The organism is Pseudonocardia sp. DSM 110487 (assembly GCF_019468565.1).
Classification (GTDB): domain Bacteria; phylum Actinomycetota; class Actinomycetes; order Mycobacteriales; family Pseudonocardiaceae; genus Pseudonocardia.
Map to the genome: position 1 here is coordinate 2,931,683 of NZ_CP080521.1, position 26,235 is coordinate 2,957,917.

25 protein-coding genes are annotated in these 26,235 nt (G+C 73.7%); 9 read left to right on the forward strand and 16 right to left on the reverse strand.

All coding sequences use genetic code 11. The features are described 5' to 3' along the window. Nucleotides 1-21: 21 nt before the first annotated feature. Nucleotides 22-201: a hypothetical protein gene (locus K1T35_RS13505; protein ID WP_220260516.1), complete on the forward strand. Its 180-nt coding sequence runs from the start codon at nucleotides 22-24 to the stop codon at nucleotides 199-201. A gap of 6 nt (nucleotides 202-207) precedes the next feature. Here K1T35_RS13505 and K1T35_RS13510 read toward each other — a convergent pair whose 3' ends face one another. Together K1T35_RS13510 and K1T35_RS13515 are read right to left on the reverse strand one after the other, a co-directional pair. Next, on the reverse strand, nucleotides 208-654 hold the full coding sequence (locus K1T35_RS13510; protein ID WP_220260517.1) for a hypothetical protein: 447 nt from the start codon (nucleotides 652-654) through the stop codon (nucleotides 208-210). Beyond that, the gene (locus K1T35_RS13515; RefSeq protein WP_220260518.1) at nucleotides 651-1,628 is read right to left on the reverse strand and encodes a Ku protein; all 978 of its coding nucleotides are present in this window, start codon (nucleotides 1,626-1,628) and stop codon (nucleotides 651-653) included. Before K1T35_RS13515 ends, K1T35_RS13510 begins: the two co-directional genes overlap by 4 nt. 135 nt (nucleotides 1,629-1,763) lie before the next feature. On the opposite strand from K1T35_RS13515, the gene K1T35_RS13520 reads away from it, so the two are divergent. Continuing rightward, nucleotides 1,764-2,336 (forward strand): endonuclease domain-containing protein, encoded by a 573-nt coding sequence (locus tag K1T35_RS13520; protein WP_220260519.1) that lies wholly within the window; start codon nucleotides 1,764-1,766, stop codon nucleotides 2,334-2,336. Between the two features lie 58 nt (nucleotides 2,337-2,394). Here the strand turns inward: K1T35_RS13520 and K1T35_RS13525 are convergent, their stop codons facing one another. Beyond that, complete coding sequence (locus K1T35_RS13525; protein ID WP_255621854.1) at nucleotides 2,395-5,067, reverse strand: PEP/pyruvate-binding domain-containing protein; 2,673 nt, start codon at nucleotides 5,065-5,067, stop codon at nucleotides 2,395-2,397. A 262-nt stretch (nucleotides 5,068-5,329) separates the two neighbouring features. Here K1T35_RS13525 and hutH point away from each other — a divergent pair, with 262 nt between their 5' ends. Then, complete coding sequence (gene hutH / locus K1T35_RS13530) at nucleotides 5,330-6,877, forward strand: histidine ammonia-lyase (protein ID WP_220260520.1); 1,548 nt, start codon at nucleotides 5,330-5,332, stop codon at nucleotides 6,875-6,877. Here the strand turns inward: hutH and K1T35_RS13535 are convergent, their stop codons facing one another. Beyond that, entirely contained in the window at nucleotides 6,878-8,407 is a 1,530-nt protein-coding gene (locus K1T35_RS13535; protein ID WP_255621855.1) for an MFS transporter, read from the reverse strand. Nucleotides 8,408-8,492: 85 nt separating this feature from the next. On the opposite strand from K1T35_RS13535, the gene K1T35_RS13540 reads away from it, so the two are divergent. Further along, complete coding sequence (locus K1T35_RS13540; protein ID WP_220260521.1) at nucleotides 8,493-9,077, forward strand: TetR/AcrR family transcriptional regulator; 585 nt, start codon at nucleotides 8,493-8,495, stop codon at nucleotides 9,075-9,077. Here K1T35_RS13540 and K1T35_RS13545 read toward each other — a convergent pair. Further along, nucleotides 9,060-10,202 carry an acyl-CoA dehydrogenase family protein gene (locus K1T35_RS13545; RefSeq protein ID WP_220260522.1) on the reverse strand — a complete coding sequence of 381 codons (1,143 nt, stop codon included), beginning with the start codon at nucleotides 10,200-10,202 and terminating at the stop codon, nucleotides 9,060-9,062. The genes K1T35_RS13540 and K1T35_RS13545 overlap by 18 nt on opposite strands. Before the next feature lie 59 nt (nucleotides 10,203-10,261). On the opposite strand from K1T35_RS13545, the gene K1T35_RS13550 reads away from it, so the two are divergent. From K1T35_RS13550 to K1T35_RS13565, 4 genes are all read left to right on the forward strand, one after another. Continuing rightward, on the forward strand, nucleotides 10,262-10,858 hold the full coding sequence (locus K1T35_RS13550) for a TetR/AcrR family transcriptional regulator (protein WP_220260523.1): 597 nt from the start codon (nucleotides 10,262-10,264) through the stop codon (nucleotides 10,856-10,858). Nucleotides 10,859-10,920: 62 nt separating this feature from the next. After that, nucleotides 10,921-11,451: an RNA polymerase sigma factor gene (locus K1T35_RS13555; RefSeq protein WP_220260524.1), complete on the forward strand. Its 531-nt coding sequence runs from the start codon at nucleotides 10,921-10,923 to the stop codon at nucleotides 11,449-11,451. Then, nucleotides 11,448-12,662, forward strand: coding sequence for a VOC family protein (locus tag K1T35_RS13560; protein WP_220260525.1), 1,215 nt, complete (start codon nucleotides 11,448-11,450; stop codon nucleotides 12,660-12,662). Before K1T35_RS13555 ends, K1T35_RS13560 begins: the two co-directional genes overlap by 4 nt. 22 nt (nucleotides 12,663-12,684) lie before the next feature. Further along, nucleotides 12,685-13,839, forward strand: a complete 1,155-nt coding sequence (locus K1T35_RS13565) for an MFS transporter (RefSeq protein WP_220260526.1) — start codon at nucleotides 12,685-12,687, stop codon at nucleotides 13,837-13,839. On the opposite strand, the gene K1T35_RS13570 is transcribed toward K1T35_RS13565, so the two are convergent. The 7 genes from K1T35_RS13570 to K1T35_RS13600 form a co-directional block, all read right to left on the reverse strand. After that, nucleotides 13,806-15,032, reverse strand: coding sequence for a triacylglycerol lipase (locus K1T35_RS13570; RefSeq protein ID WP_220260527.1), 1,227 nt, complete (start codon nucleotides 15,030-15,032; stop codon nucleotides 13,806-13,808). The genes K1T35_RS13565 and K1T35_RS13570 overlap by 34 nt on opposite strands. Before the next feature lie 56 nt (nucleotides 15,033-15,088). After that, on the reverse strand, nucleotides 15,089-15,706 hold the full coding sequence (locus K1T35_RS13575; protein WP_220260528.1) for a uridine kinase: 618 nt from the start codon (nucleotides 15,704-15,706) through the stop codon (nucleotides 15,089-15,091). Next, nucleotides 15,703-16,968, reverse strand: coding sequence for a threonine ammonia-lyase IlvA (gene ilvA / locus K1T35_RS13580; protein ID WP_220260529.1), 1,266 nt, complete (start codon nucleotides 16,966-16,968; stop codon nucleotides 15,703-15,705). The genes K1T35_RS13575 and ilvA overlap by 4 nt, the downstream gene beginning before the upstream one ends. Nucleotides 16,969-17,030: 62 nt before the next feature. Continuing rightward, nucleotides 17,031-17,231, reverse strand: a complete 201-nt coding sequence (locus K1T35_RS13585) for a hypothetical protein (RefSeq protein ID WP_220260530.1) — start codon at nucleotides 17,229-17,231, stop codon at nucleotides 17,031-17,033. A gap of 92 nt (nucleotides 17,232-17,323) precedes the next feature. Beyond that, nucleotides 17,324-18,331 carry a Gfo/Idh/MocA family protein gene (locus K1T35_RS13590; RefSeq protein ID WP_255621856.1) on the reverse strand — a complete coding sequence of 336 codons (1,008 nt, stop codon included), beginning with the start codon at nucleotides 18,329-18,331 and terminating at the stop codon, nucleotides 17,324-17,326. 24 nt (nucleotides 18,332-18,355) lie between these two features. Beyond that, nucleotides 18,356-18,709, reverse strand: coding sequence for a UBP-type zinc finger domain-containing protein (locus K1T35_RS13595; protein WP_220260532.1), 354 nt, complete (start codon nucleotides 18,707-18,709; stop codon nucleotides 18,356-18,358). After that, nucleotides 18,706-19,938 (reverse strand): MFS transporter, encoded by a 1,233-nt coding sequence (locus K1T35_RS13600; protein WP_255621858.1) that lies wholly within the window; start codon nucleotides 19,936-19,938, stop codon nucleotides 18,706-18,708. Before K1T35_RS13600 ends, K1T35_RS13595 begins: the two co-directional genes overlap by 4 nt. A gap of 88 nt (nucleotides 19,939-20,026) precedes the next feature. Between K1T35_RS13600 and K1T35_RS13605 the strand changes: the two genes are divergently transcribed. Beyond that, nucleotides 20,027-20,992, forward strand: a complete 966-nt coding sequence (locus K1T35_RS13605; protein ID WP_255621859.1) for a LysR family transcriptional regulator — start codon at nucleotides 20,027-20,029, stop codon at nucleotides 20,990-20,992. Here the strand turns inward: K1T35_RS13605 and K1T35_RS13610 are convergent. The 4 genes from K1T35_RS13610 to K1T35_RS13625 all read right to left on the reverse strand — a co-directional run bounded on the left by K1T35_RS13610 (nucleotide 20,981) and on the right by K1T35_RS13625 (nucleotide 26,234). Continuing rightward, the gene (locus tag K1T35_RS13610) at nucleotides 20,981-22,582 is read right to left on the reverse strand and encodes an ABC transporter ATP-binding protein (protein WP_220260533.1); all 1,602 of its coding nucleotides are present in this window, start codon (nucleotides 22,580-22,582) and stop codon (nucleotides 20,981-20,983) included. The genes K1T35_RS13605 and K1T35_RS13610 overlap by 12 nt on opposite strands. Next, a complete protein-coding gene (locus tag K1T35_RS13615; RefSeq protein WP_220262577.1) occupies nucleotides 22,582-24,315 on the reverse strand; it encodes a gamma-glutamyltransferase family protein in 1,734 nt (577 codons plus the stop codon). The genes K1T35_RS13610 and K1T35_RS13615 overlap by 1 nt, the downstream gene beginning before the upstream one ends. A 78-nt stretch (nucleotides 24,316-24,393) precedes the next feature. Then, nucleotides 24,394-25,275 carry an ABC transporter permease gene (locus K1T35_RS13620; RefSeq protein WP_220260534.1) on the reverse strand — a complete coding sequence of 294 codons (882 nt, stop codon included), beginning with the start codon at nucleotides 25,273-25,275 and terminating at the stop codon, nucleotides 24,394-24,396. Then, nucleotides 25,275-26,234, reverse strand: a complete 960-nt coding sequence (locus K1T35_RS13625) for an ABC transporter permease (protein WP_220260535.1) — start codon at nucleotides 26,232-26,234, stop codon at nucleotides 25,275-25,277. The genes K1T35_RS13620 and K1T35_RS13625 overlap by 1 nt, the downstream gene beginning before the upstream one ends. Nucleotide 26,235 lies beyond the last annotated feature (1 nt).

Sequence of the window (26,235 nt, forward strand, 5' to 3'; positions counted from 1 at the left end):
CGGCCGCGCGACCCTGGACGCATGGATCGCCGTACCGACGACTTCTGCCCGTGCTGCGGATGGCCCACCGCCGAGCCCTACCAGGTGGTCTCGCGCCACCAGACGTCCGAGGGCACGATCATCTGGAGCCGGTGCGCGTGCGGCAGGCTGCAGGTGCACCGGGGCGCGACCCTCGTGCTTCGCGCGACTGCCCGGCCCTGATCGGCGTCAGGTGTCCTGGTCCACCGGCTGGTCGTGGTCGTGGATGTGGGCCTCGCCCGCGTGCTCGCTGTCGAAGTCCACGTGCGGCACGTGGGAGTGAGTCAGCTCGGCGTGATCGTGCGGATGGCTGTGCTTGGACGCGAGGTGCTCGAACGTGCCGGCCGTCTCGCTCCAGTTGTGTGTGACGTGCCAGTGCTCGTGGTCGTGCACCAGCGACTCGTGCGTGTGCTGCTCGAACTCGGTACCCGCCATCTCGCCTCCTCGGTCGGCTCCTCGGTCGGCTTGGTCACGGGGTGCCCGCTGGTCCGGCCCGGCAACCTCGGCGGTGAGCGCGTGCCGCTCGCGCCCGATGCCGGCACAGGCGGGGTCGGTGCACTCGAGCGTCCCATCGGCGTGCAGGACGAGGGTGCCGTGGCAGTGGTCGAGCGTGCCGACGCACTCGGCGCAGGTCACGACGCCTTCCGGCGTCGCTGCGGCGCCGCCCCCGATGCCGCGGCGATCGCCTTCTCCAGCTTCGGCCTGCTCATCGAGGAGCGCCCCTTGATGTCGAGCTCGCGGGCCATCGCCGCGAGTTCGCTCTTGCTCAGCTCGGACAGGTCGGGCGCCCCGTCGCTGGTGGCCTTCCCCTTCTTCCCCTTCTGCGACTTCCCCCCGCCCCTTGCATCGGCGACGCTGCGCTCGAGAGCGGCGATCAGGTCGGACATCGCCGTCGGCTCAGGCGGCTCCGCCTCGGTCACGATCTCTCGGCCCTTCCGCTTGTCCTCGATCAGCTTCTCGACGCGCTCGGTGTAGGTGTCGCGGAACTCCTTCGGCTTCCACGCCTCGCTCATCGCCTCGATGAGCCCGGTCGCCATGTCCAGCTCCTTACCCTTGGGCTTGGTACTCCCGGGGAGGTCGAGGTTCGAGCGGTCCCGGATCTCGTCGGCGAAGAACAGCGTCTCCAGCGCGAGCACCTCGCCGTCGGCCCGTAGCGCCGTGAGGTACTCCTTGCCGCGCATCACGAACGTGGCGATGCCGGCCCGGTTCGTCCGGGTCATCGCCTCGCGGAGCAGGGCGTACGGGCGCTCGTACCGCTCGTCGGTCGGGGCGAGCCAGTACGTCTTCTGGAAGAAGATCGGGTCGATCTCGTCGAGGTCCACGAACGTCTGGATGTCGATCGTGCGGGACCGGCCGGGCGCGATGTCGGCCAGCTCGTCGGGCTCCACGAGCACGTACTCGCCGTCGCCCACCTCGCGGCCTTTCACGATGTCGGAGTACTCCACCTCTTTGCCCGTCCGCTCGTTGACCCGCTGGTAGCGGATGCGGTCGGACGTGCCGCGCTCGAACTGGTGGAAGTGGACCGTGTGGTCCTCGGTGGCGCTGAACAGCCCGACGGGGATGGAGACCAACCCGAAGGAGATCGCGCCTGTCCAGATAGCCCGTGCCATGGGGCAGTGGTACCCGTAGGAGAAGATCGTTGATCGCGTGCGCTCCGCGTTGTTCCGGCAGCGCTGAGCGCACCGGATCGGCGATCACCGGAACCGGCGAGCGGCCAGCAGCGCCGGCGTTGCCCCGGTCTCGTCGTGCGGCGCGGACAGCTGGATCCCGCCGAAACCACATGGCGGCGCGGCTGCCGGCTCACCACTCCGGTGCGCACGGCGTTCGACCTCGCCCGCTGGGCTCCGACGCTCGTCGAGAAGGTGGTCGCCGTCGACGCGCTCGCGTACCGGCACCGGTTCACTGTCGATGTCGTCCGCGAGTTGGCACGGCGCCATTTCGGCGTGCACGGGAGCGCCGACCTGCCTCGCGTGCTGGCGCTCGCGAACCCGCTCGCGGAGTCGCCGATGGAGACCCGCATCCGCGTCGCGCTCGTCCTCGCCGGGCTTCCCGTCCCCGCAGTGCAGCACCGCGTCAGGGGATTCGGCCGCTCCCACCGGCTGGACCTCGCGTACCCGGACGTCCTGCTCGCGATCGAGTACGACGGCGCCAATCATCTCGACCCCGGCCGCGCTCGCCGCGACCTCGCCCGAGAGGCGGTACTGACCCGCTTGGGGTGGACGGTGCTGCGATTCGATGCCCACACCGTGCTCCACGATCCGGACCGGGTGGTCGCGGTCGTGCGAGCTGAACTCCGGCGTCGCGGAGTGGACTGCTGATCGTCGATCGAGTGCGGTCAGCGCTGCCTGCACCGCGCTGATCGCACTCAATCGCTGATCACACCCGCACGACGCCCGCCGCTCCGTCCAGCGTCACCTCGTCGCCGGTCGTGATGCGGGTCGTCGCGTCCGCCACGCCCACCACCGCCGGGATGCCGTACTCCCGCGCCACCACCGCGCCGTGGGAGTTGGGGCCGCCCATCTCCATCACCAGCCCGCCGGCCGTGAGGAAGAGCGGGGTCCAGCCCGGGTCGGTGGACGGGGCGACGAGGATCTCGCCCGGCTCCAGGCGCGCTCCCACCGGGTCGAGTACCACGCGGGCCGGCGCGGTGACGGTGCCAGCGGAGGCCGCCGTGCCGGTGAGGGCGCCGTCGGTGACCGTTCCCGGGCGGGCCACGGCCTCCGGCTCGGTGCCGTCCGACAGCAACACTCGGGGGACGCGCCGCCGCCGCAGCTCCCGGTCGTACTCGGCGCGGCGGTCGGCGACGGTCTCCCGCAGGTCCGCGCCGGCCAGCGCGGTTCGGGACTCGGCGAGGTCGAGGAAGAACACGTCGTCCGGGCGGTCGAGCAGGCCCCGGGTGGTGAGTTCGCTGCCGACCGCCGTCAGCAGCGCCCTGGCGTGCGTGAAGATCCGGATGAGGTAGTCCTTGTGCTCCTCCCGCAGGCCGGCGAGCCTGCGCACCCGCCCAAGGGCGAACCGCACCGCGACGGCGCGCAGGCGGGAGCGGGCCCGCACCCGGTCGACCACGGCCGCCACGGCGGCGTCGGCCGCCTCCGCCCCTCGGGCGAACACGGCGTCCGGGGCGAGGGCGCTGTCGTCGAGGCGCAGGTAGTTGGCCAGCACGCCGAGCACGTGGGTGGGGTCCTCCGACCAGCGCGGCATGCCGATGTCGATCTCGGCGACCGCGCGGTGGCCGTAGCGCAGGAGGAATGCGGCAAGGCCGCTCTCCAGCGCAGGCGGCAGCACGCCGTCCCGGTAGCGCCGGGCCAGTTCCCGGGGCGGGGTGCCGCGCAGCACGGCGGCGGACGCCGGGTCGCAGCGCAGCTTGCGGGCGAGCGCCCACAGCCGCAGGTCCATCTCGGTGGTGCTGTTGTGCGGCAGCGACCGCAGCACGTCGTTCACCGCGTCGGCGTGCAGCTCGGCGCCCGCGATCTTCCGGGCCGCCCCGAGCATGGCGAAGCCGGCGCCGGCCGCCGGCACGGTCAGGGGCAGCATCGGGAAGGCCTGGCGGAGGACGTGCACCGCGCGCTCGAGCCGCTGGTCGGCGGTGAGCTCCTCGGGTGCGTACGTGAGCGCGCGCACCCGGTCGCCGACCCGCTCGACGCGCCGTCGCGCGGCATCGGGCAGCGCCAGCGCCAGCGCCATCAGCACCGGCACCCGGAAGCGAATCAGCGTGCGCACCAGCCTGCGGACGAACGGCGCCCATGACGTGGTTGTAGGCGCCAGCCGCGGGTCGTCGAGCAGCCCACGCAGCACGACGGCCGACCGCGACTCCATCATGTCGAGGGCCCGGGGCAGGATCGCCCGGCCGGGGGCGCTGCGCAGCGCGGGCGTGATGTCGATGAACGCCCGCCCGCCCGCCGTCCGCAGGGCGGATGGTCCGGCGACCGGGTCGGGGACCGGCGCGCCGAACGCGAGCGCGGACGCCGTGGCGGCCAGCACCTTGATCCCGGACAGGCCCATCGGGGTGACGGGCCGGGTGAGCCCCTGCGCGAGGGTCGCGCACAACAGGACGCGCAGCCCGTCGCCTGCCGGGGCAGGCAGCGGGTGCAGGGTCGTGATCGGCCGGGCCTGCGTGAGCCACAGCTCGCCGTCGCCGTCGATGGCCCACTCGATGTCCTGCGGCGTGCCGAAGTGCGCCTCCACGCGTCGCCCGGTGGCGGCGAGCGCGGTGGCCTGCGCGTCGGTGAGGCACGAGCCGGCCGCGTCCGTCACCGGTACCTGCTCGACCCCGCCACCGGGAAGCGGGCGCACCTGCACCGCCTTGTCGCCGAGGGTCACGTGGACGGTGTCGGCGTCGACGACGATGTGGTCGGGATTCACCGCCCCGGACACCACGGCCTCGCCGAGCCCGGGGCTCGCGTCGATCACGCTGCGGCCGCGGGTTCCGATCACCGGGTCCGCCGTGAAGAGCACGCCCGCCACCTGCGAATCGACCATCCGCTGCACGACCACCGCGATGTGGACTCCCCGGTGGTCGATGCCCTGCGTCTCGCGGTAGCTCACCGCACGGTCGGTCCAGAGCGACGCCCAGCAGCGCCGGACGGCGTCCAGTACGGCGTCGGCGCCGACCACGTTGAGGTAGGTGTCCTGCTGCCCTGCGAAGCTCGCCCACGGCAGGTCCTCCGCCGTGGCCGAGGAGCGCACGGCGACGGGGACGTCTGCGCCCAGCGCGGCGTACGCGGCCCGTACGGCCTCTGCGGCCGCAGCGGGCAGCTCCGCGCCCGCGAGCGCGTCCCGCGCGCGCCCCGGATCCGAGAGGTCGAGCGTCTCCGCAACGCGCCGGTACGCGGCGGTGGTGACGGCGAATCCTGGCGGCACCGGGAAACCGGCGGCGAGCAGCTCCCCGAGGTTCGCGGCCTTGCCGCCCACCCGCGGAAGCGCCTGCGCGTCGAGCGCCTTGAGCTCGACGACGAAGTCCTCGTTGGCCATGGACGGCACGGTAGACCGGTTCGACGGATAACTCAACAGCTGATGAATATCGACCGAACGGCTCACCGTGTACTCCACGAGGGAGGTGGTATTCCTCCATCAGCGCAGGATCGGCATGGCGCTCGCGGTGCTCGTGGACGCCACGGTGATTCGCGGCGTGTTCGTCCCGGTCGCGACGCGCTCGCCGGGAGGGGCTACGGGGCTGCTGCGCCGCCTGCACGAGCGGTCGGACTGCGTGAGGAGGCAGCATGGTTCCTGCCAGCAGGAATTCGCGGAGCGTGATCGGGTTTTCCACGTGTGGTCGCTGGTAACAGGGGGCCGATGGGTGTCAGATTGTCGGATGCCCCGACGCGCTCCCCTCACCATCGGAACTGCTCCGCTCACAGCGCTGGAGGTCGTCGCCGTCGCACGGGACGGTGTGCCCGTCACGCTGTCGGCGGAGGCGCTCGCGGAGATCGCGGCGAGTCGCAAGGTTGTCGAGGCCCTCGCCGACGACGTGGAACCGCACTACGGCGTCTCCACCGGTTTCGGGGCGCTCGCCGTGCGTCACATCCCGGTCGAGGCGCGGGTCCAGCTGCAGCGCAGCCTCGTGCGTTCCCACGCGGCGGGCAACGGCTCCGAGGTCGAGCGCGAGGTGATCCGGGCCCTCATGGTGTTGCGCCTCGCGACGCTCGCCACCGGCCGCACCGGAGTGCGCACCGAGACCGCGGTCGCGTACGCCGACATGATCTCCGCCGGGATCACGCCCGTCGTGCGCGAGTACGGCTCGCTCGGCTGCTCGGGCGACCTCGCCCCGCTGGCGCACTGCGCACTCGCGTTGATGGGGGAGGGTGAGGTCCGGGACGCGGACGGAGTGCTGCGGCCGGCGTCCGAGGCGCTCTCCGCCGCCGGGATCACGCCCGTGGAGCTGGCCGAGAAGGAAGGGCTCGCGCTGATCAACGGCACGAGCGGGATGCTCGGCATGCTGCTGCTGGCCTCGGCGGACCTGCACCGGCTCCTCGCCACCGCCGACCTCGCCGCCGCGATGAGCGTCGAGGCGCTGCTGGGCACCGACGCCGTGTTCGCCGCCGACCTGCAGGCGCTGCGCCCGCATCCCGGCCAGGCCGACAGCGCGGCCAACCTGCGCGCGCTGCTGAAGGGCTCGGCGATCATGGCGGGCCACCGCGCGGAGGCCACCACCCGGGTCCAGGACGCTTACTCGTTGCGCTGCGCCCCGCAGGTGCACGGCGCGGCCCGCGACACGCTCGCCCATGCCGACACGGTCGCGGGGCGGGAGCTGGCCGCCGCCGTCGACAACCCCGTCGTCACCATCGACGGGCGGGTGGAGAGCAACGGCAACTTCCACGGCGCCCCGCTCGGCTACGTGCTGGACTTCCTCGCGATCGCCATCGCCGACGTCGCGTCGATCAGCGAGCGGCGCACCGACCGGTTCCTCGACGTGGCCCGCAACCACGGGCTGCCGCCGTTCCTCGCCGACGACCCAGGGGTCGACTCGGGCCACATGATCGCCCAGTACACGCAGGCGGGGATCGTGTCGGAGCTCAAGCGACTGGCCGCGCCCGCGTCGGTCGACTCGATCCCGTCCAGCGCGATGCAGGAGGACCACGTCGCGATGGGCTGGGCCGCCGCGCGCAAGCTGCGCCGCGCCGTCGACGGGTTCACGAGGGTGGTGGCGATCGAGCTGCTCACCGCGGCCAGGGCCCTCGATCTGCGTGCCCCGCTCGCCCCGGCTCCGGCGACCGGCGCCGCCCGCGACCGCCTGCGTGAGTCCGTCGCCGGTCCCGGTCCCGACCGCTGGCTGGCGCCGGAGATCGAGGAGGCCGTGAAGCTGGTGGCCTCTGGTGAGCTGCTCGCCGCCGCCGAGTCGGTGACGGGCCCGCTGCACTGATCAGTCACGACCAGCGGCCGGGCGCACGGCCCACAGCCGGACCGTGACCACCACCGCGGCCGCGGCCAGCAACGCCGATGCGGCCGCGGCCGCGGTGGTGAAGCCCGCCGTGAAGGCGCACTCGGCGGCGCCGAGCACCGCGGCGCGGAGTGGGTCGGGGAGCCCGTCGGCGATGGCGACGGCGCCGCCGAGGGTCTCCGTCGCGGTGTCGGCGGCCGCGGGCGGCAGGCCGGTGGGCAGGGTGTCGCGGGCCTGTCCTGCGTAGATCGCGGCCGCGACGCTGCCGAGGACGGCGATGCCGAGTGCGCCGCCGAACTCGGCCCCCGTCTCCCCGAGCCCGGCCACCGAGCCCGCCCGGTGGGCCGGTGCGGTGCCGACGATCAGGTCGATGGCCAGCGGCGCGACCATCCCGGTGCCGATCGTCACCACGGCGTAGCCGGCCATCAGGGCGGCGGGGCCGGTGTCCACGCCGACCCTGGTCAGGAGGAGGAACCCGACGGCGGCGACGAGGAGGCCTGCCCCTGCGAGCACGGCGGGGCGCACGAACCGGGCCAGCACGGTGGCCAACCCGATCCCGAGCATCGTGCCGGCGACCGCGGGCAGCTGCCACAGCGCCGCCGCGAGCGGGCGCAAGCCGATGACGACCTGCAGATACTGCGCGGCGAGGAAGCCAAGGCCTGCGCTGGCAAGGACCATCACCACGTAGGCGCCGAACGCCGCGGTGAAGGCGCTGCCGCGGAACAGCGAGACGTCGACGAGCGGGTCGGCCATCCGGGCCTGCCGCCGGACGAAGACCACGGCGAACGCGAACCCGACGGCGATCGCGAGCAGCGCGGGACCCTGGGCCGCGCCCGCGTGCACCAGCTCCTTCACCCCGTAGATCACCGGGAGCACGGCCGCGATCGACAGCAGTGCGCTGACCGGGTCGAACCGGGCGGGACGGGCCTCTCGGGACTCGGGCAGCAGGATCGGCCCGAGGATCAGCAGCAGCGCCATGACGGGCACGTTGATCAGGAAGATCGCGCCCCACCAGAAGTGCTCCAACAGGAGCCCACCGGCGACGGGACCCACGGCGAAGCCGCTGGTGAACGCGGCGGTCCAGACCCCGATGGCGAGCCGGCGCTGTGCTGCGTCGGGGAACATGCCGCGCAGCAGCGCGAGGGTCGACGGCGCGAGCGTCGCGCCGCCGACCCCGAGCAGCGCCCTCGCCAGGATGAGCAGCTCGGCGCTCGGCGCGTACGCGGCGAGCACGGAGGCGGCCCCGAACGCCGTGGCCCCGATGAGCAGCAGCCTGCGCCGCCCGATGCGGTCGCCCAGCGCCCCCATCGTGAGCAGCAGGCCGGCCATCAGGAAGCCGTAGGCATCCATGATCCACAACAGTTGCGGGCCGGTCGGGGCGAGATCGCCCGCGAGCCATGGCGCGGCCATGAACAGCACGGAGAGATCCATGGAGGCAAGCAGCGCCGGGAGGGTGAGCACGGTGAGGCCGATCCACTCGCGGCGTCCGGCCCGTATGTCGGTTGCGGTCACGCCGGTGATGGTACGAGCGTCCTAAACAGTCGTCTAGGACGTACGTCAAGGACGCTCGTACACGGAGATCGGGTAGGGTGCCTGCATGGGCAATCGGGAGGCGCTGCTTGCCGGAGCGAAGCGCTGCATCGCCGAGAAGGGCTATGCCCACACCACGGCCCGCGACATCGTGGCGGCGTCAGGCACCAACCTGGCGTCCATCGGCTACCACTTCGGCTCCAAGGACGCCCTGCTCGACGCGGCCATCCTCGACTGGTTCAACGACTGGGACGGCGACGTCGAGGCGGCCCTGCGCGATCAGCACGACGGGTCAGCCGTCGATCGGCTGGCGGCGTTCCTCGACGTCGTGATCGACAACACGCGCACCGAGCGCTCGCTCGCCGCCGCGAGCCTCCAGTGGGTTGCGCAGATCGAGTTCTCCGACCAGGTCCGAGGGCGGCTCGCGGAGACGTACGCCCGCGCCCGGCGCGACTTCGCCGCGATGCTGCTGGGTGTCGCCGAGGACGAGGTCGACGACGACACCGCGCGAACGCTGGGTTCGCTCGGCCTCGCGCTGGTCAACGGCGTGGTGCTGCAGGCGCTCATCGACCCGGACCGGGCGCCCTCCGGTCGGGACGTCGCCGCCGCGGTGCGCGCAGTCGTCCTGCCCGCCTCAGTGGCTCGCCAGTGAGCGGGCGATCACCAGTCGCTGGATCTGGTTGGTGCCCTCGAAGATCTGCATCACCTTGGCCTCGCGCATGTACCGCTCCACCGGGAAGTCGCGCGTGTAGCCGTAGCCGCCGAGCACCTGCACCGCGTCGGTGGTGACCTTCATCGCCGCGTCCGTGGCCACGAGCTTCGCGACGCTCGCCGCCCGGCGGTGATCCCTCCCGGCGTCGCGGCGGCGGGCGGCGTCGAGGTAGGTGGCACGCGCGGCGTCGACGGCGGCGGCCATGTCGGCGAGCAGGAAGCCCAGCCCCTGATGGTCGACGATCTTGCGACCGAACGCCGTGCGCTCGTTCGCGTACGCGGCGGCGGTGTCGAGCGCGGCCTGGGCGAGGCCGGTGGCGACGGCGGCGATGCCGAGCCGTCCGGAGTCGAGCGCGGCGAACGCGATCTGCAGGCCATGGCCCTCGGTGCCGATCAGCCGGTCGGCCGCCAGCACGGCTCCGTCCCAGTGCGCCGTGGTGGTGGGGATCGCGTGCAGGCCCATCTTCTCCTCCGGCCTGCCGAAGGAGAGCCCGTCGGCCTGCCCCGGTGCGAGGAAGCAGGAGACGCCGCCCGGGCCGGGCGCCGTGCGGGCGAAGAGCGTGTAGCAGCCCGCCCGGCCGCCGTGGGTGATCCAGGCCTTGGTGCCGGCGATGCGGTAGCCGTCGGGAACGCGCTCGGCCTTGCAGGCGAGCGCCGCCGCGTCCGAGCCCGCTTGCGGCTCGGACAGGCTGTAGGCGCCCACCACCTCGCCGGCCAGCATGTCCGGCAGCCAGCGCTCCTGCTGTTCCGGCGTGCCGAACGTCGCGAGCGGGTAGCACGCGAGCCCGTGCACGCTCACCGCCACGGCCACGGCGGCCCAGCGCGCCGCGAGCTCCTCGAGCACCTGCAGGTAGACCTCGTACGGCTGGGCTCCGCCGCCGTGCTCCTCCGGGTAGGGCAGGCCCAGCAGGCCCGCGGCGCCGAGCGTGGCGAAGAGCCCTTCCGGGTAGGTCTCGGCCCGCTCGTGCTCGTCGACGCGCTGCGCGAGCTCCTTGTCGGCGATCTCGCGGGCGAGCGCGATCAGGTCGGCGGCTTCCGTGGTGGGCAGCAGGCGGTCGACGGCCATGGCCGCTCCCTCGTATCGGTACTGAGAAAGGAACGTCAGTACCAGATAGAATAGCCGATATGAGTGTGGTTCGGCGTGGTGCGGTTCGCCGGGAGGAGCTCTTCGACGCCCTTGTGGCCTTGCTGCTCGCCGAGGGTTTCGCGCACCTGACCCTCGACGACGTCGCCACGCGCCTGCACTGCTCCAAACGCACGCTCTACGCGCTGGCGGGCAGCAAGGAACAGCTGGTCCGCGCCGCGGTGGTGCACTTCTTCCGCGGTGCGACCGAGCGGGTCGAGGCCGCCGTCGCCGACGGGGCCGAGGCCGCCGAGCGGGTGGGCGCGTACCTGCGCGCCGTCGCCACGGAGCTCGCGCCCGCGTCCGCCCGGTTCTTCGACGACGTCGCGGGCTTCCCACCCGCGGCCGAGGTGTACGAGCGCAACACCCGTGCCGCGGCGGCCCGGGTGCAGCAGCTCGTGGCCGACGGGGTCGCGTCCGGGGCGTTCCGCGACGTCCACACCGGCTTCGTCGCGGACGTCGTGACGGCGACGATGGTGCGGATCCAGCAGCGGCAGGTCGCTGCCTCGACCGGGTTGGACGACGCGGAGGCATATGCCCGCCTCGCCGAGCTGCTGCTGCACGGCCTCGCCACCGGCAGTGATGTGCCCTCCGCCTGATCTCGCTGCGCCGATCGGGTGAAGCACCGTCGGAGCGTGCCGCGCCGGGACGATGAAGGGACGTGAACAGCAGCGGGAAGGTCCGGCCTGACACCGGTGCCGCGCTGCTCGACCTGTACGACGAGGCACTGCCCGAGGTCTACGGCTACCTGCTGGCCCGCTGCGGCAGCCAGTCCCTCGCCGAGGACCTCACGGCGGAGACGTTCCTCGCGGCCGTCGCCGCCACGCGCAGACAGCCACCGCCGCCGGCGTCCACCGGCTGGCTGATCGGGATCGCCCGGCACAAGCTCGTCGACCACTGGCGGACCACCGAGCGTGAGCAGCGCGGGCTGCGCGCCGTGGAGGCCGAGCCGGATCCGCCCGACGACCCATGGGACCAGCGGCTCGACGCGCTGCTCGCCCGCGAGGTCCTGGAACGGCAGACCGGCGCCCACCGCGCCGCGCTCACCCTGCGCTACCTCGACGGGCTCCCGGTTCCCGAGGTCGCCAGGGCGCTCGGCCGCACCGTCCACGCCACCGAGGCGCTGCTCGTCAGGGCCCGCGCCGCGTTCCGCCGCAGCTACACCGCACTCGGGGAGGGAGGATCGCGATGATCGACCCGTTCGACGCCCTGCGCACCCCGCAGGCGCCCGTCGCGCCCGACCCGGAGTTCGCGCGTGCCCTGCGTGCCCGCATCGAGCGCGCGCTGCTCGCCACCGACGAGGAACCCGCGCCGTCCGAGCGCGTGGCCCTGCACGCCGTCACCCCCTACCTGACCGTCGCCGACGCCACGGAGGCGATCGCGCTCTACGTCGAGGCGTTCGGCGCCCGCAGCCGCGGTGAGCGGATCCTGATGCCGGACGGGCGGATCGGGCACGCGGAGATCGTCATCGGGGACAGCGTGCTGATGCTCGCGGAGGAGTTCCCGGAGATGCACCTGCTGGCTCCGGTCCACCGCGGCGGCGCGAGCCAGTCGCTGCACCTGGAGGTGCCCGACCCGGACGCCGCGGTCGAGCGCGCCGTTGCCCGTGGCGCCGTCCTGGAACGGCCGGTCGCCGACGGCCCGCACGGCCGGGGCGGCGTGGTGCGCGACCCGTCCGGCCACCGCTGGATGGTGTCCGCCCCCTCCGGCCCGCGCCCCGGGCAGATCACCTACGCGGCCCTCTGCACGCGCGACATCGCGCTGGCCGAGCGGTTCTACGCACGGGTGCTCGGTTGGAGGACGGTCCCGGGCCCGATTCGGCAGGTGCGCGACCGAGCCCTCCCGCTCGGACTCCGCGGCGCCGACCGCCCGCCGACGCTCGCTCCCTACTACGCCGTGCCCGACGTGGACGCGGCAGTCGCGCTCGTGCGGGCCGCGGGTGGAACTGCGGACGAACCGGCCGACCGCGCCTATGGGCGGGCCGCCGACTGCGTCGACGACCAGGGGCTGCCGTTCACCCTCGTCGCGCCGACCGGTCCCGGCCCTGGACGGCCCGACGGGCCGGGCGAGCTCGACTACGTGCTGCTGCGGGTGCCGGACACCACCCGGGCCCGTGCTTTCTACGGCACCGTCCTCGGCTGGCGCTTCCGGCCCGGCGCCGGACCGGGCTACTGGCACCCGGAGCCTGCGGCCGGCCCGACCACCCCCGGGTTCGGGCTGGAGGGCGGGCACGCCGACGCGGTCGCCGTGCCGTGGTTCCGGGTGCCGGACCTGGACGGCGCCCTCGCCGCCGTGCGGGCCGCGGGCGGCCGCGGCGTCGGTGCGGTGCGCCACCAGCGCGGCGGTCCCCGCGCCGAGTGCGCCGACGACCAGGGCGCCCGGTTCGGCCTCGCACAGCTCTGACCCATCTCCGAAAGGTCCGCCCGTGTTCGTGCGGCTGCTTCCGCTCTCCCTCGCCCTGTTCGCCGTCGGTACCGACGGGTTCGTGATCGCGGGTCTGCTCCCCGCGATCGCCCGCGATCTCGACGTCGACATCCCCGCCGCGGGCCAGCTCGTCACGGCCTTCGCGCTCGCGTTCGCGGTGTCGGCGCCGGTGCTGGGCGCCGCGACCAGCGCGCTCGACCGGCGCCGGACGATGTTGATCGGGCTGGCCGGGTTCTCGGTGGGCAACGCGCTCACGGCGCTCGGGCCGACCTACGCGGTCGTGCTCGGCTCCCGCGTGTTCACCGCCCTCGGTGCCGGCCTCATCGGCGCCGCGGCGTTCAGCACGGCCGCGGCCATCGCCCCGCCCGAGCGCCAGGGCCGCGCGCTCGCCACGGTCATGGGCGGGCTGAGCATCTCCATGGCGCTCGGGTTGCCGGCCGGCACGCTGATCGGCTCTGCCGACTGGCGGGTGACGCTCTGGGCGGTCACGGCGGTCGGCCTCGTCGCGGCCGCGGGGGTGGCGTTCGGGGTGCCGCCCGTCTCGTTGCCCAGCACGTCGTTGCGCGCACGACTGCGCCCGCTGCGCGACCCGTCGGTGCTGGGCATGCTCGCGGTCACGCTGCTGGCGCTCGCGGGCACCCACGTGCTCTACACCTACATCGGCCCGGCACTCGAGGGTGCAACCGGCGGGTCCGCAACGACCCTCACCGTCGTCCTGCTCGCGTGGGGCGTCGGGAACGTCGCGGGCAACGCCCTCGGCGGCGCGCTGTCGGACCGCCACGCGCCGAGCCGCGTCGTGCTCGCCGGGCTGGTCGCCGCCGCGCTGGTGCTCGCGGCCGCCCCACTGGCCGCAGGAGCGTTCGTCACCGCGGTCGTCTGGGCCATCGCGTGGGGCGTTTTCGTCTCGATGCCCATCGTCCCGCAGCAGCACCGGCTGGTCGCCCACGCGCCGGGCGCGACCCCCGTGCTGCTCGGGTTGAACAACTCGGCGATCTACGCCGGGGTCGCCGCGGGTGGCGCGCTCGGCGGGATCCTGCAGCAGGCGATGCCGGTCACCCTCCTCGGCCTCGCGGGAGCGGCACTGAGTGCTGCCGGCGCGCTGCTCACGTGGGCAAGGTTGCCTCAGGTGCGCAGCCAGCTCAGGAGCTGCGTGTAGACCGCGTCGTGCGTGAGCAGGTCGCGATGATGCAGGCCGGGGATCGTGCACCGGCGGGCCGGGGGCGTCGGCGCCAACGCGCTGGCGGTGGGGATCAGCAGGTCGCCGACCCAGTCGGACAGCGGACCCGGCGCGCGCCAGGCCGTTGCGGCGAGGTTGCTGTGTTCGACACCGTCGGGCGGGCGGTAGGGATGCCGCGAGGAGGCGGGGTGCAGGGCGTCCGGATCTCTTCCGTGCCAGTCCTTGCGGTGGAGGCTCCCGTGCCGCAGGTCCTTGATGCCGGCGCTCCGCCCGGCGAGCAACGCGGCGATCGGGGCGGACTCGTCGAACCCGCCGAGCACCGCGGTGAGGATGTTCGCTCCGCGTTCCAGCGGTGCGCCGGTGTGCGGCGAACCGAGGCATACCAGGTGCCGGGTTCGGCCGGACCAGGCGAGGTGCCGCGCGTACGCCTGGTGGAGCGCGCTTCGCGCGACGAGACCGCCCATGGAATGCCCGACCAGTGCGAGTTCCCGCACCGGCACCGGCCACGCGGTGACGAGCCGCTCGAGCAGGTCGGCGAGATCGGCGCCGTTGTCCGAGATGTGCCGCCCGCTGTTGTAGCGGACGTGAACGCTGCTGCAGCCCAGATCGCGGGTCAGTCGCGCTCCGAAGTCTTGGGAGATCGCGGCCGGATCGGCGGCGTGCGCGCGGGCCGGGGTGTTCCACCACTCCTCGGTCTCGATCACCCCGTGCACGAACACCACGACCTTCCCGGTCGCTGCCGGGAAAAGCCGGGGCAATGTCGCGACGTCGGGTTCGGCATCCACGCCGTCGACGCGGATGCGCATCGGGCTCGCCAGCCCCGGGTAGTGGTCGTGCAGCCGGTCGCCGACCGCGCCGTTGAGCACTCCCGCGAGATGGCGGCCGCGCGGTGTGGTCGTGAACGGCCGCGCGGTCCGGGTTCGCTCCACGGAGTCCAGCACCTCCACCACGGCGGTGCCCACGACGGTGATCCCCGCCCACACGAGGCCGTAGACGCTCGCCGTGACGATGTCCTGCACCGCGCGCACCGGCGCCGGGAGGAACCTGGCGAACCCGCGGCGGGCCACGGCGCGGTGGACCCGCTGCGTCGTGACCGTGAGGTGGCCGAGGAGGTCGCTGACGATCTCGGCCGACGTGGCGACCTCGCCGAGTTCGTTCGGGACGGCGGCCACGGCCTCGCCCTCCCACCAGCACGCGCGACTACGGCTCCCGACAGTATCCGCTGTTCTCAGGCATGGCGGGAGATCGCCAGCTCGGACCGCGGGTCGTGGGGGATGTCGGGCGCGCCGGACACGATCAGCCCGGCCCGCTCCCACGGCCGCTGCTCGGCCTGGAACGGATCCTCGGCCGCCTGCCACTCGGCCCAGAAGCCCGCCGCGTCGGCGCCGTCGCGGGCGAGTCCACGGCGACGGGCCTCGTCCTCGTCGGTCTGCACCCAGAGCAGCGCGTCGACGTACGCGGAGAGCTCGCGGCGGCCGATGCCGACGCCCTCGACGATCACCAGCGGGCTCGCCGCGCTCGCCGTGATCGCGCCGTCGCGGCCCCGCTCGTCCCACGCAGGCGGGCGGTACGCGACGTCCTCGCCCGCGCGCAGGGGAGCGAGGATCCCGTCCCGCATGAGATCGGCCCAGTCGAAGAACGCGTGGTACCAGGCGACGTCGTCGGTGTGCAGCACGATCGCGCCCGGTACGGCGGCCGCGAGCCGCCGCGCAACGGTGGTTTTTCCGCCGCCGGAGCGCCCGTCGACGGCGAGGACGCGCGGGCGCCCGAGCAGGGCGAGGACCTCGGTGACGGGAACCGCCCGCCATCTGCCGACGGCGGGTTCCCCGGCGTACAGCCGGGTCACACCAGGAAGCGGTACGCGGTGGTACCCGGCGCGATGTGCTGGATCTTCAGCGGACTGGCCTCCATGCGCTTCCACAGCGGCTCGTAGCCGTCGCGGCCGGCCAGCTCGATCCCGACGAGCGCCGCGCCGGTCTCGCGGTTGTCGCGCTTGACGTACTCGAACAGCACGATGTCGTCGTCCGGGCCGAGGACCTCGTCGAGGAACCGGCGCAGCGCGCCCGGCTCCTGCGGGAACTCCACGAGGAAGTAGTGCTTGAGCCCGCGGTGCACGAGCGAGCGCTCGATCACCTCGGCGTAGCGGCTCACATCGTTGTTGCCGCCCGAGAGCAGGCAGACGACCGTGGCGCCGGACGGCAGGTCGAGCTCGTCCAGCGCGGCGGCGGCGAGCGCCCCCGCGGGTTCGGCGATGATCCCGTCGACCTGGTAGAGGTCGAGCATCTCCGTGCAGACGCGGCCCTCGGCCACCGTCGTGAGCTCGGCGCCGCTGTCGCGGACGAGCGGGAAGCTCACGTCGCCGACGCGGCGCACGGCTGCGCCGTCGACGAACGTGTCCAGCTCGGGCAGCGTCACCGGCTCACCCGCGGCGAACGCGGCCGTCATGCTCGCTGCGCCAGCGGGCTCCACCCCCACGACCCGGACCTGCGGGTGCCGCTCCGCGAGGAAACCGCCGACGCCTGCCAGCAGGCCACCGCCGCCCACCGGCACCACGACGACGTCCGGTGCGCGGTCCAGCTGCGCCACGATCTCCGCGGCCACCGTGCCCTGCCCGGCGATCGTGCGCAGGTCGTCGAACGCCGGGACGACGGTCGCCCCGGTACGGGCCGCGTGCTCGGCGGCCGCCGCGGCGGCCTCGTCGTAGGTGTCGCCGCCGACCACCAGCTCCACGGCGTCGCCGCCGAGCGCGGTGATCCGCTCCCGCTTCTGCCGCGGTGTCGTGCTCGGCACGTGCACCCGGCCGCGGATCCCCAGCCTGCGGCAGGCGTACGCGACGCCCTGGCCGTGGTTGCCCGCGCTCGCGCACACCGCCCCCGCCGCCCGCTCCGCCGCGCCGAGCTGGGCCAGGAGGTTGTACGCGCCGCGCAGCTTGTACGAGCGCCCGACCTGCAGGTCCTCCCGCTTCAGCCAGACCTGCGCCCCGGTCGCGGCCGACAGCCGCTCGCTCGGCTGCAGCGGGGTGGGGAGCGCGACGCCCTCGAGCCGTGCGGCGGCGGCGCCGACGACGTCGGCGAGGGATGGGGCGAGCGGAGCCGTGCGGGAGACCACCCGTCGATCCTGCACCCGCCACGGCGCGTCGCCGCGGTTGGGGCGTGTCGCCCGATCCGGGGTCAGCGATTCTCGAGGATCTCGAGGATCCGGTCGAGCTTCGCGCCCTGCTCGGCGAGGGCCGCGGTCTGCTGCGCCTGCATACCGACGAGCGCCGCCAGTGTGGTGGTGTGCTGCACCGCAACGCTCGCGAACTCGTCGACCCTGGCGCTGTGCTTATCCTGTGCGGCCGCGATCGCCGAGAGATACGCGTAGATCGCCATCGGGTCAATGCTCCGCTGGCGTGTCGGTCTGTCGTCCCCCGCAGCCGTCATGCCGGCGAATCTAGCGACTGGAGATCCACCGCGGGGTAATTTCAGACAACCGGCGCCGAACGCGGTCGGAGATCGAATCCCGCTGCCCGGTAGCAGTCGTCGATCAGCTCGGCGGTGGCCACGGCATCATCGGCGTCGGTGGGGACCGGTGCCCCGTCCCGGACGGCGGCGGCGAACGCCTCCAGCTGGTAGGCGTACGACGGGCGCAGGCCCGGCCGTTCCTCCCGCTCGGTGCCTCCTGCCGTGACCCAGACGCGGTCGTCGCGGTGGGGGAGCACGAAGTTCGCGGCGCGGACCTCGCCCGTGTCACCGACGAGCCGGGCCGTCATCCGCACCTCGTCGGCCGCCATGGAGCTGTGCAGGACGCCGGTGGCCCCGCCGGGGAAGGCGAGCTCCGCTCGCACCCACTCGTCCACGCCCGGGCTCGCGGCTCGCTCGCGACCCTCGGCGCCGGTGACGCGCGGGGCACCGCCCGCGAACCGGCCAAGCACCCGGAGCAGGTGGATGGCGTAGCAGCCGACGTCCATCAGCCCGCCGCCCGCGAGCGGGAGCGACCAGCGCAGGTCGCCGTCCGGCGGAGGCGGGATCTCCATGTGCACCTCGACGTGGCGCAGCTCGCCGATCTCGCCGGAGCCCACGACCTCCAGCAGCCGCTGGGCCACCGGGTGGTACAGGTAGTGGAAGGCCTCCATGAACACCACGCCCGTCCGCGCGGCTGCGTCGCGCACCTCCCGGGCCTCCGCGGCGTCGCTCGCCGAGGGCTTCTCGGTGAGCACGTGCTTGCCCGCGGCGATCGCGGCGAGGTTCCATGGGCCGTGCAGGCCGTTGGCGAGCGGGTTGTAGATCGCCTCGACCTCGGGGTCGGCGAGCACGTCGGCGTAGGAGCCGAGCACCCGCTCGACCCCGTGCTCGGCGGCGAAGGTCTCGGCCCGGCCGCGGTCGCGGGCCGCGACGGCGACGAGCCGGGCCCCGGTGAGCTGCGCCGGGGCGACGATGGCGGCGACGGCGATCCGGGAGGCGCCGAGGACTCCGATCCGAAGAGGTTCCACGGGCACGATCATGCCCTGCCGGCCCTAGTGGATGTGGGCGCGCCAGTCCGCTGGGACCCGCTCCGCCGGGCCGGGGACTGCCTGGTCCAGCGGGCGGTGCTGGGGTTCTGGCAGATCGGGGCCGTCCAGCATCTCGTTCGAGCGGTAGTCCCAGTACCAGCTCTCGCCCGGCTCGAAGCTGCGGACGATGGGGTGGCCGGTGGCGCGGAAGTGTTCGGTGGCGTGCTGGGCGGGGGAGGTGTCGCAGCAGCCGACGTGGCCGCACTGGGCGCACCGGCGCAGGTGCACCCACCAGCCGCCGACCTCGTCGCACTCGCTGCAGCCTGCACCGCTCGGCACGGCCGCCATGTTGATACCGGCGTCGATCCCGTCCGTCATGCGCCCATCATGGCGCTTCGGGAGCGCGCGGTGACGATGCGCCAGGTCGCGAACGCCAGCGCGAGCAGCAGCGCGGCGGCGAACGCGTACAGCGCGACCGTCACCGGGAGGCTCTGCGCGGCGAACCCGAGGCCGAGGACCGGCACGGTGAGCCCCACGTACGCGGACAGGAACAGCGCGGCGGCCGTCTCGCCGCGCCGGTTCGCCGCCGCGGTGGCGAGCACGGTGGACATGCTGCCCTTGAACGTGATGCCCGCGCCCGCTCCTGCGACGGCCCCCCCGGTGAGGAACAGCGCGAGCAGGCCCAGGTTCACCGCGAGGACGAGCACGACGACCCCGGCGGCCATGACGGCGAGGCCGCTGACCAGCTGCCGGTGCGGGGTGAGGCGGTGCAGCGGGATCTGGGCCGCGGCGGCCGAGCCGAAGGCCAGCAGCGCGGCGAGGCCCGCCATGACGCGGCTCCCGCTGTGGAACAGCGTGCTCAAGACGATGGGCGCGAGCGAGGTGAACAGCCCGAAGACCGCGAAGGCGACGACGGAGGCCGTCGCGGCGCCGACGAACGTTGGCCGGTGCTCGGGAGCCACGGCGGTGCGTTGCGGGCGGTACGCCGGCATCGGGTCGGGGCGTTGCACGGTCTCCGGGACCACCGTGAGCGCGGCCAGCCCGATCGTCAGCAGCACCACCGACACGACGTACGGGACGCGCAGCGGGGAGCTCGTGAACTCGGCGAGCAGGCCGGAGATCAACGGGCCGAGGCCGAGGCCGCCCAGGTTGGCCGCGGTGGCGACCACCTCGGCGCGTCGCAGGCCTTGGCCGGGGCGCGCCCGGCCGTTCAGGTCGGCCAGGTGGGCGGTGGCGGTCGCGGTGACGAGGCCGACGCTCAGCCCGGACAGCACCCGGCCGGCGATGAGCGCGGGCAGGGCGGTCGAGACGACGAAGGTGATGCCGGACGCGATGCCGGCCAGCAGCCCGAGCGCGAGCATCCGCCTGCGGCCCACCCAGTCGGAGACGTGGCCCCCGAGGAACAGCGCGGCCAGCACGCCGACGGCGTACACGGCGAACACGACGGTGACCATCAGTGCGCCGAAGCCCTCTTCGCGCTGGTAGAGCGGGTACAGCGGGGTCGGAAGCGTCGACGAGGCCATCGCAACCGTGAACAGGTACGCGATCAGCCAGAAGCCACGTCCGTGCCTGCTGTTCGTGCGCGGAGGCGCATACGAGGTCTGCACGCCCCTACCAACATCGGGCGACGGACCCGGCTTCCCCTGTCGGCGCGATGATTGGAGATATCGGTTATCTCCAACGAAGATAGGCGCCGTGGAGCTCCGGCAGATGCAGGTCGTCGTCGCGGTGGCCGAGGCGGGTGGGTTCTCGGCGGCGGCGAGGCGGCTGCGGCTGGTGCAGTCGGCGGTGTCGGCGACCGTGCGCGCGGTCGAGCGGGAGCTCGACGTGCCGCTGTTCGACCGGACGACCCACCGCGTCGTACCCACCGCGGCAGGGGAGGCGTTCGTGGCGGCGGCGCGCACCGCCCTGTCGGCCGCCGACCAGGTGCGGGGCGCCGTCGATGCGGCGCGCGGCGTGCTGCGCGGCCAGGTCACGGTGGGCGTCATGCAGGGGCTGCTGGGCCGGCTTCCGCGGGCGATCGGCGCGCTGCGGAGCGCCCATCCGGAGGTGGTGGTGCGCCTGCGCCAGGCCCCCGCCGACCAGATCGTCGACGCGGTCCGGGAGGGCACGGTCGACATGGCCGTCGTCGCGCTGACGGGACGGCGGCGCGGGCTGGTCAGCGTCGAGCTGATCCGAGACCGGATGGTCGCGCTCGTCGGCCCGCATTCGGAACTCCCGGACGCTCCGGTGACGCTCCCGGAGCTGGCGCGCCATCCGTTCGTCGACTTCGTGCCCGGTTGGGCGGTCCGGCAGGAGGTCGACCGCGCGTTCCGCGCGGCGGGCGTGGAGCCGGCTCGGGTGTTCGAGACGAACGACGCCATGACCGCTGCCGAGCTCGTCCGGGCCGGTCTGGGCGTGACGATCGTGCCGACCACGCTCGCGGCCGGGTTTCCCGACCTGCGGTCCGTTCCGATCGCCCGGCACGCTCCGACGTGGACGGCCGGGGTCGTGCACCGCCGCGCCCCGCTCGTGCCCGCCGCGGCCGCGTTGCTCGAGCACCTGCGCTCGAATGTGTTTGAGAAGCCCGCATGTGGGCCGCCGGCTCCGCTGATCCAGCATGTCCCGGCTGCCGAGGGGCGGCCCGCTCCGCGCTTCTCAAACACATTCTCAGGCCGGTAGGGCGGCTCCGGGGATCGCGTCGAGCAACGCGCGCGTGTACTCGTCCTGCGGGTCGTCGAAGACATCTGCGGCGCTGCCGTGCTCGACGATCCGGCCGCGCCGCATCACCAGGACGTCGTGGGCGATGAGGCGCACCACGGCGAGGTCGTGGGCGATGAACAGGTAGGACAGGCCCAGGTCGCGCTGCAGCTGGGTGAGCAGCTCGAGGATCTGGTCCTGGACGATGACGTCGAGCGCGGACACGGCCTCGTCACAGATCACGAGCTTCGGCCGCAGGGCCAGTGCCCTCGCGATGGCGACGCGTTGCCGCTGCCCGCCCGAGAGCTCGACGGGATGGCGCTGGGCGGCCCCGCGGGGGAGCGCGACGTGGTCGAGCAGCTCCGCCACCCGCTGCCGTCGCGCCGCGGTGTCGCCGATCCCGAAGACGCGCAGCGGCTCGTCGATCAGCCGCTCCACGGGGAGCACCGGGTCGAGGGAGCCGTACGGGTCCTGGAACACCGGCTGCATCTCGCGACGGATGGCCCGCCGCCCGCTCCGGTCGGCCCCGCGGAAGGTCCGCCCCGCGATCGCGATGTGCCCGGACGTGGGCTGCTCCAGCCCCAGCACGAGCCGCGCGATCGTGGTCTTGCCCGAGCCCGACTCGCCGACGATCGCCGTGGTGGTGCCCTCCCGCACGGTGAACGACACCCGGTCGACCGCGCGCAGCGCCTCGCGCTGCCCACGCACCTTGTAGGTCTTGACGAGGTCGGTGACCTCCAGCGCGGGGACGGGATCAGCCGCGGGCGGCGGTGCGGGAACGGCCCGGGACCGCGCGGCCACCGACGGGGCCGCCGCCACCAGCCGCTGCGTGTACGCGTGTTGCGGGTCGCGCAGGATCTGGGCGGCCGGACCGGTCTCGACCACCCGGCCCTGCCACATCACGACGACGTCGTCGGCCCGCTCGGCGGCGAGCCCGAGGTCGTGCGTGATCAGCAGCAGCGACGTGCCGTGCGCCGCGATGAGTCGCTCCAGGTGGTCGAGGATCTGGCGCTGCACGGTGACGTCGAGCGCGGACGTCGGCTCGTCGGCGATGAGCAGCTGCGGCTCGCAGGCCAGCGCGATGGCGATGAGCACGCGCTGGCGCATCCCGCCGGAGAACTCGTGCGGGTACTGCCGGGCGCGCCGCGCGGCGTCCGGAATGCCCGCCTCGGTCATCAGCTCGACGGCCCGCTCCCGCGCCGCCCGACCACGCGCCAAGCCGTGCATCACGAGCGTCTCGGCGATCTGCCGCCCGACCCTGGCCACCGGGTTGAGGTTCGACATCGGGTCCTGCGGCACGAGGCCGATCTGGCGGCCCCGTAGCCTGCGCAGCCGTCGCTCGCCCGCCGCGGTGACGTCCTCGCCGTCGAACTCGATCGCCCCGCTGGTGACGCGCCCGGTGCCGGGCAGCAGCCCGATCGCGGCGGCCGCGGTGGTCGACTTCCCCGAGCCCGACTCACCCACGATCGCGACCCGGTGCCCGCGCCGCACGGTCAGGTCGACGCCGTGCAGCACGGGGGCGTCGTAGGAGACCTCGAGCCCGTGGATGCGCAGCAGCGGCGTGCCGGTCATCAGCGCCCCGCCGCGTAACCCTGGGCGCCTCGCGGGTTGGCCGCGGCGGTCATCACCCCGGTCTCGGGGTCGCGGCCCACGCTGGAGAGCCGCCCGAGCTCCCAGTCGCCCGCCCGGGTGACCTGGTGCCCGCGCCGCTCCAGCTCGCTGATCACGTCGTCGCCCAGCCGGTTCTCGACGACCGCGCCGCCGGGCGTCCAGGTGCGCGGCCAGAACGAGCCGGGCATGGACGTGGTGTGCATGGCCGGGGCGTCGATGGCCTGCTGCGGCGAGTAGCCGCCGACGAGCGTGCGCAGCAGGTAGAGCAGCTGCCACTGGTCCTGCTGGTCGCCACCGGGGGAGCCGAGCGCGCCCACCGGCTTCCCGTCGCGCAGCAGCAGTGTGGGCGTGAGGGTGGTGCGCGGCCGCTCGCCCGGCGCGAGCGACGACGGCGCGCCCTCTTCGAGCCACGTCATCTGCAACCGGGAGCCGAGGCAGAACCCGAGCTCGGGGATCGTCGGGGAGGACTGCAGCCAGCCGCCGGACGGCGTGACGGCGACGACGTTGCCCCACTTGTCCACGACGTCGACGTGGCAGGTGTCGCCGCGGGTCTCCCCGGACAGCACGACGGTGGGCTCACCGACGCCGGCGGTCGCCGCCTCGTCGGGTTCGGCCATGAGCGGAGGCAGGAACGGCTCGCGCCCGCCCGGTCGGCCGGGCCGGAACTCGTGCGAGGCGTCCTTGCCGATCAGCTCCCGGCGCTCGCTCGCGTACTCGGGGGACAGCAGGACGTCCAGCACGCCGTCGGCGATGGCCTCGCCGTAGTGCGCGTCCCGGTCGGCGAGGGCGAGCTTGAGCGCTTCGAGGACGTGATGGGCGCCCTCGGCGGTGGACGGGTCGAGGGCCTCGTCGGGGAGGCCGTCAAGGATCATGAGGGCCTGCAGCAGGATGGGGCCCTGGCCCCACGGCCCGGTCTTGGCGATCGTCGTGCCGCGGAACTCGGCCGTGACGGCGGGTTCGAACGATGCGGAGAACGAGGCGAAGTCGGCCACGTCGATCACGGCGGCGTGGTCGGCGCCGGACGAGTGCCGGTGCGGGGTGCGCAGGAACGCGACGGCCTCCCGCGCGACGAACCCCTCCTTCCACTCCCGGCGCGCCGCTTCGATCCGGCCGCGCCGGTCGCTGGCGCCCGAGCCGGCCTCGAGCAGGCGGTCCAGGGTGCGCGCGTATGCCGGGAGGCGGATGATCTCGCCCGCGCGCGGCGGGCGCCCGTTCGGCATCCACAGCCGCGCCGACGTCGTCCAGTGCTCGGTGAACAGCTGGGCGACGGTCTCCATGGTGCTGCCCACCCGCCCGACGACCGGGTGGCCGTCGCGGGCGTAGCCGATGGCGTAGGCGAGCACGTCGGCCAGCTCCCACGTGCCGTGCTCGGCGAGCAGGAGGAGCCACGCGTCGACGGACCCGGGGACGGCGGTGGCGAGCCCGCCCGCGCCCGGGACGAGGTCGAGCCCTTCTCCGCGGTAGTGCGCGATCGTGGCGGCGGCGGGTGCTGGGCCCTGGCCCATGAGGACCTGCGGGGTCGGATCGGTGCCCGTGGCGAAGACGCCGGTCAGGTCGCCGCCAGGGCCGTTGAGGTGCGGCTCGACGACGTGCAGCACGAACCCGGCCGCCGTCGCGGCGTCGAACGCGTTGCCCCCGCGCTCCAGCACCGCCTGCGCGGTGGCGGTGGCCAGCCAGTGCGTGGTGGCGGACATGCCGAACGTGCCCTGCAGCGTGGGGCGGGTGGTGAACTCGGGCGGCGGGACGAAGCTCACGAGGGGTCCTTTCCTCCTTCAGCGGCGGGAGCCGGGGCTCAGCACGTCGCGCAATGCGTCACCGAACAGGTTGAAGGCCAGGCAGATCACGACGATCGCGAGCCCGGGGAAGAACGCCGCGTACGGCGCGCGGACGATGTACTGCTGGGCGTCGGACAGCATGATGCCCAGGCTGGGGGTCGGCGGCTGGATCCCGAGCCCGAGGAACGACAGCAGCGCCTCGCCGATCACGGCAACCGGCATGATCACGGTGGCCTGCACGATGATCGACGAGAGCGCGTTGGACAGTACGTGCGTGGCCAGGATGCGCACGCCGGACGCGTCCATCGTCCGGGCGGCCAGCACGAACTCGTGGCCCTTGAGCCGCAGCGTCTCGGCGCGCACCACCCGGATCATGGTCGGTACCTGGGCGAGGCCGAGCGCGATCGCGGCGTTCGTCAGGCTGGCTCCGTTGATCGCGGCGAGGCCGACCGCGACGATGAGGAACGGGAACGCGAGCAGCAGGTCGGTCAGCCGCGACACGAGCGCGTCCAGCCAGCGCCAGTACCCGGCGAGCAGCCCGAGCGGGGTGCCCACCACGATCGCGAGCGCCACGGCGAGCGCGCCGACCTGCAGCGACGCCCGGGTGCCGTGGAGGATCCGGGAGAGGATGTCGCGACCGAGGTCGTCGGTGCCTAGCGGGAACCCCACGGTGCGCGGCAGCTGGAACGGCGTCTCGAAGTGCACCTCGTCGGGCGGGTAGGGCGCGATCCACGGGGCGAGCAACGCGGCGAGCACCACGACGAGCAGCAGCCCGCCGCCCACGACGCCGAGCCGGTGGCGCAGCAGGCCGGACAGCACGCGGCCGCGGCGGGTGCCGAGCTCGTCGTCGGTACCGATCTCCGGGGTGATCAGGGCCATCAGGCGTTCCCTCCCGCTGCCACCCGGATCCGTGGGTCGATCACCGAGTACAGGACGTCGACGGCGAGGTTGATGAGGATGTAGGCGAGCGTCACCACTAGCACGACCCCTTGGATCACCGGGTAGTCGCGGGTGAAGACGCTGTCGAGGGTGAGTTTCCCGAACCCGGGGAGGGCGAAGATCCGCTCCGTCACGACGGCGCCGGAGATCAGCCCGCCCAGCTGCAGCCCGACGATCGTCACCACGACGATCAGGCTGTTGCGCATGGCGTAGCGGACCAGCACGGTGCCGCGGGACGCGCCCTTCGCCCGGGCGGTGCGCACGTAGTCGGCGGCAAGCTCGTCGATCATCGAGGAGCGGGTCTGACGCATCACGATCGCGGCGAGGCCGGTGCCGAGGATCAGCGCGGGCAGTGTGAGGTGCCACAGCGCGCGCAGCGGCTCCTCGGTGACGGCGACGTAGCCGGACGCGGGGAACCAGCCCAGCCCGACGGCGAGGTAGAGGATCGCGAGCAGCCCGAGCCAGAAGTTGGGCACCGACAGCGACAGCAGCGACACCCCGCCGACGGCCAGGTCCGGCCAGCGGCCACGGTTGGCGGCGGCGAGCGCGCCCGCGGCCATCCCGAACACGACGGCGATCACGATCGCGTAGAGCGACAGCCACGCCGTGACCGGGAGCGTGGTCGCGATCAGCTCGGTGACGGGCGTGCCGGTGCGCACCGAGTCGCCCAGGTCGCCGGACAGCGCGTTGCCGAGGAAGCGGAAGTACTGCACGACGATCGACTGGTCGAGCCCGAGCTGGGCGCGAATCGCGGCCAGGGTCTCCGGGCTCGCCTCCTCGCCCGCCATCGCGAGCGCCGGGTCCCCGGGCAGTGCGCGTACCCCGGCGAAGACGACGATCGAGGCCAGGAACAGCGTCACCGCGCCCTGACCGAACCGGATGAGCAGGTAGCGGGCCAAC

Coding starts and splice junctions, on each gene's coding strand:
- K1T35_RS13505 (WP_220260516.1), top strand. CDS start 22: ATGGATCGCCGTACCGACGACTTCTGCCCGTGCTGCGGATGGCCCACC.
- K1T35_RS13515 (WP_220260518.1), bottom strand. CDS start 1,628: ATGGCACGGGCTATCTGGACAGGCGCGATCTCCTTCGGGTTGGTCTCC.
- hutH (WP_220260520.1), top strand. CDS start 5,330: ATGCCCCGACGCGCTCCCCTCACCATCGGAACTGCTCCGCTCACAGCG.
- K1T35_RS13540 (WP_220260521.1), top strand. CDS start 8,493: ATGGGCAATCGGGAGGCGCTGCTTGCCGGAGCGAAGCGCTGCATCGCC.
- K1T35_RS13545 (WP_220260522.1), bottom strand. CDS start 10,202: ATGGCCGTCGACCGCCTGCTGCCCACCACGGAAGCCGCCGACCTGATC.
- K1T35_RS13550 (WP_220260523.1), top strand. CDS start 10,262: ATGAGTGTGGTTCGGCGTGGTGCGGTTCGCCGGGAGGAGCTCTTCGAC.
- K1T35_RS13560 (WP_220260525.1), top strand. CDS start 11,448: ATGATCGACCCGTTCGACGCCCTGCGCACCCCGCAGGCGCCCGTCGCG.
- K1T35_RS13585 (WP_220260530.1), bottom strand. CDS start 17,231: ATGGCGATCTACGCGTATCTCTCGGCGATCGCGGCCGCACAGGATAAG.
- K1T35_RS13595 (WP_220260532.1), bottom strand. CDS start 18,709: ATGACGGACGGGATCGACGCCGGTATCAACATGGCGGCCGTGCCGAGC.
- K1T35_RS13610 (WP_220260533.1), bottom strand. CDS start 22,582: ATGACCGGCACGCCGCTGCTGCGCATCCACGGGCTCGAGGTCTCCTAC.
- K1T35_RS13615 (WP_220262577.1), bottom strand. CDS start 24,315: ATGTCCGCCACCACGCACTGGCTGGCCACCGCCACCGCGCAGGCGGTG.
- K1T35_RS13620 (WP_220260534.1), bottom strand. CDS start 25,275: ATGGCCCTGATCACCCCGGAGATCGGTACCGACGACGAGCTCGGCACC.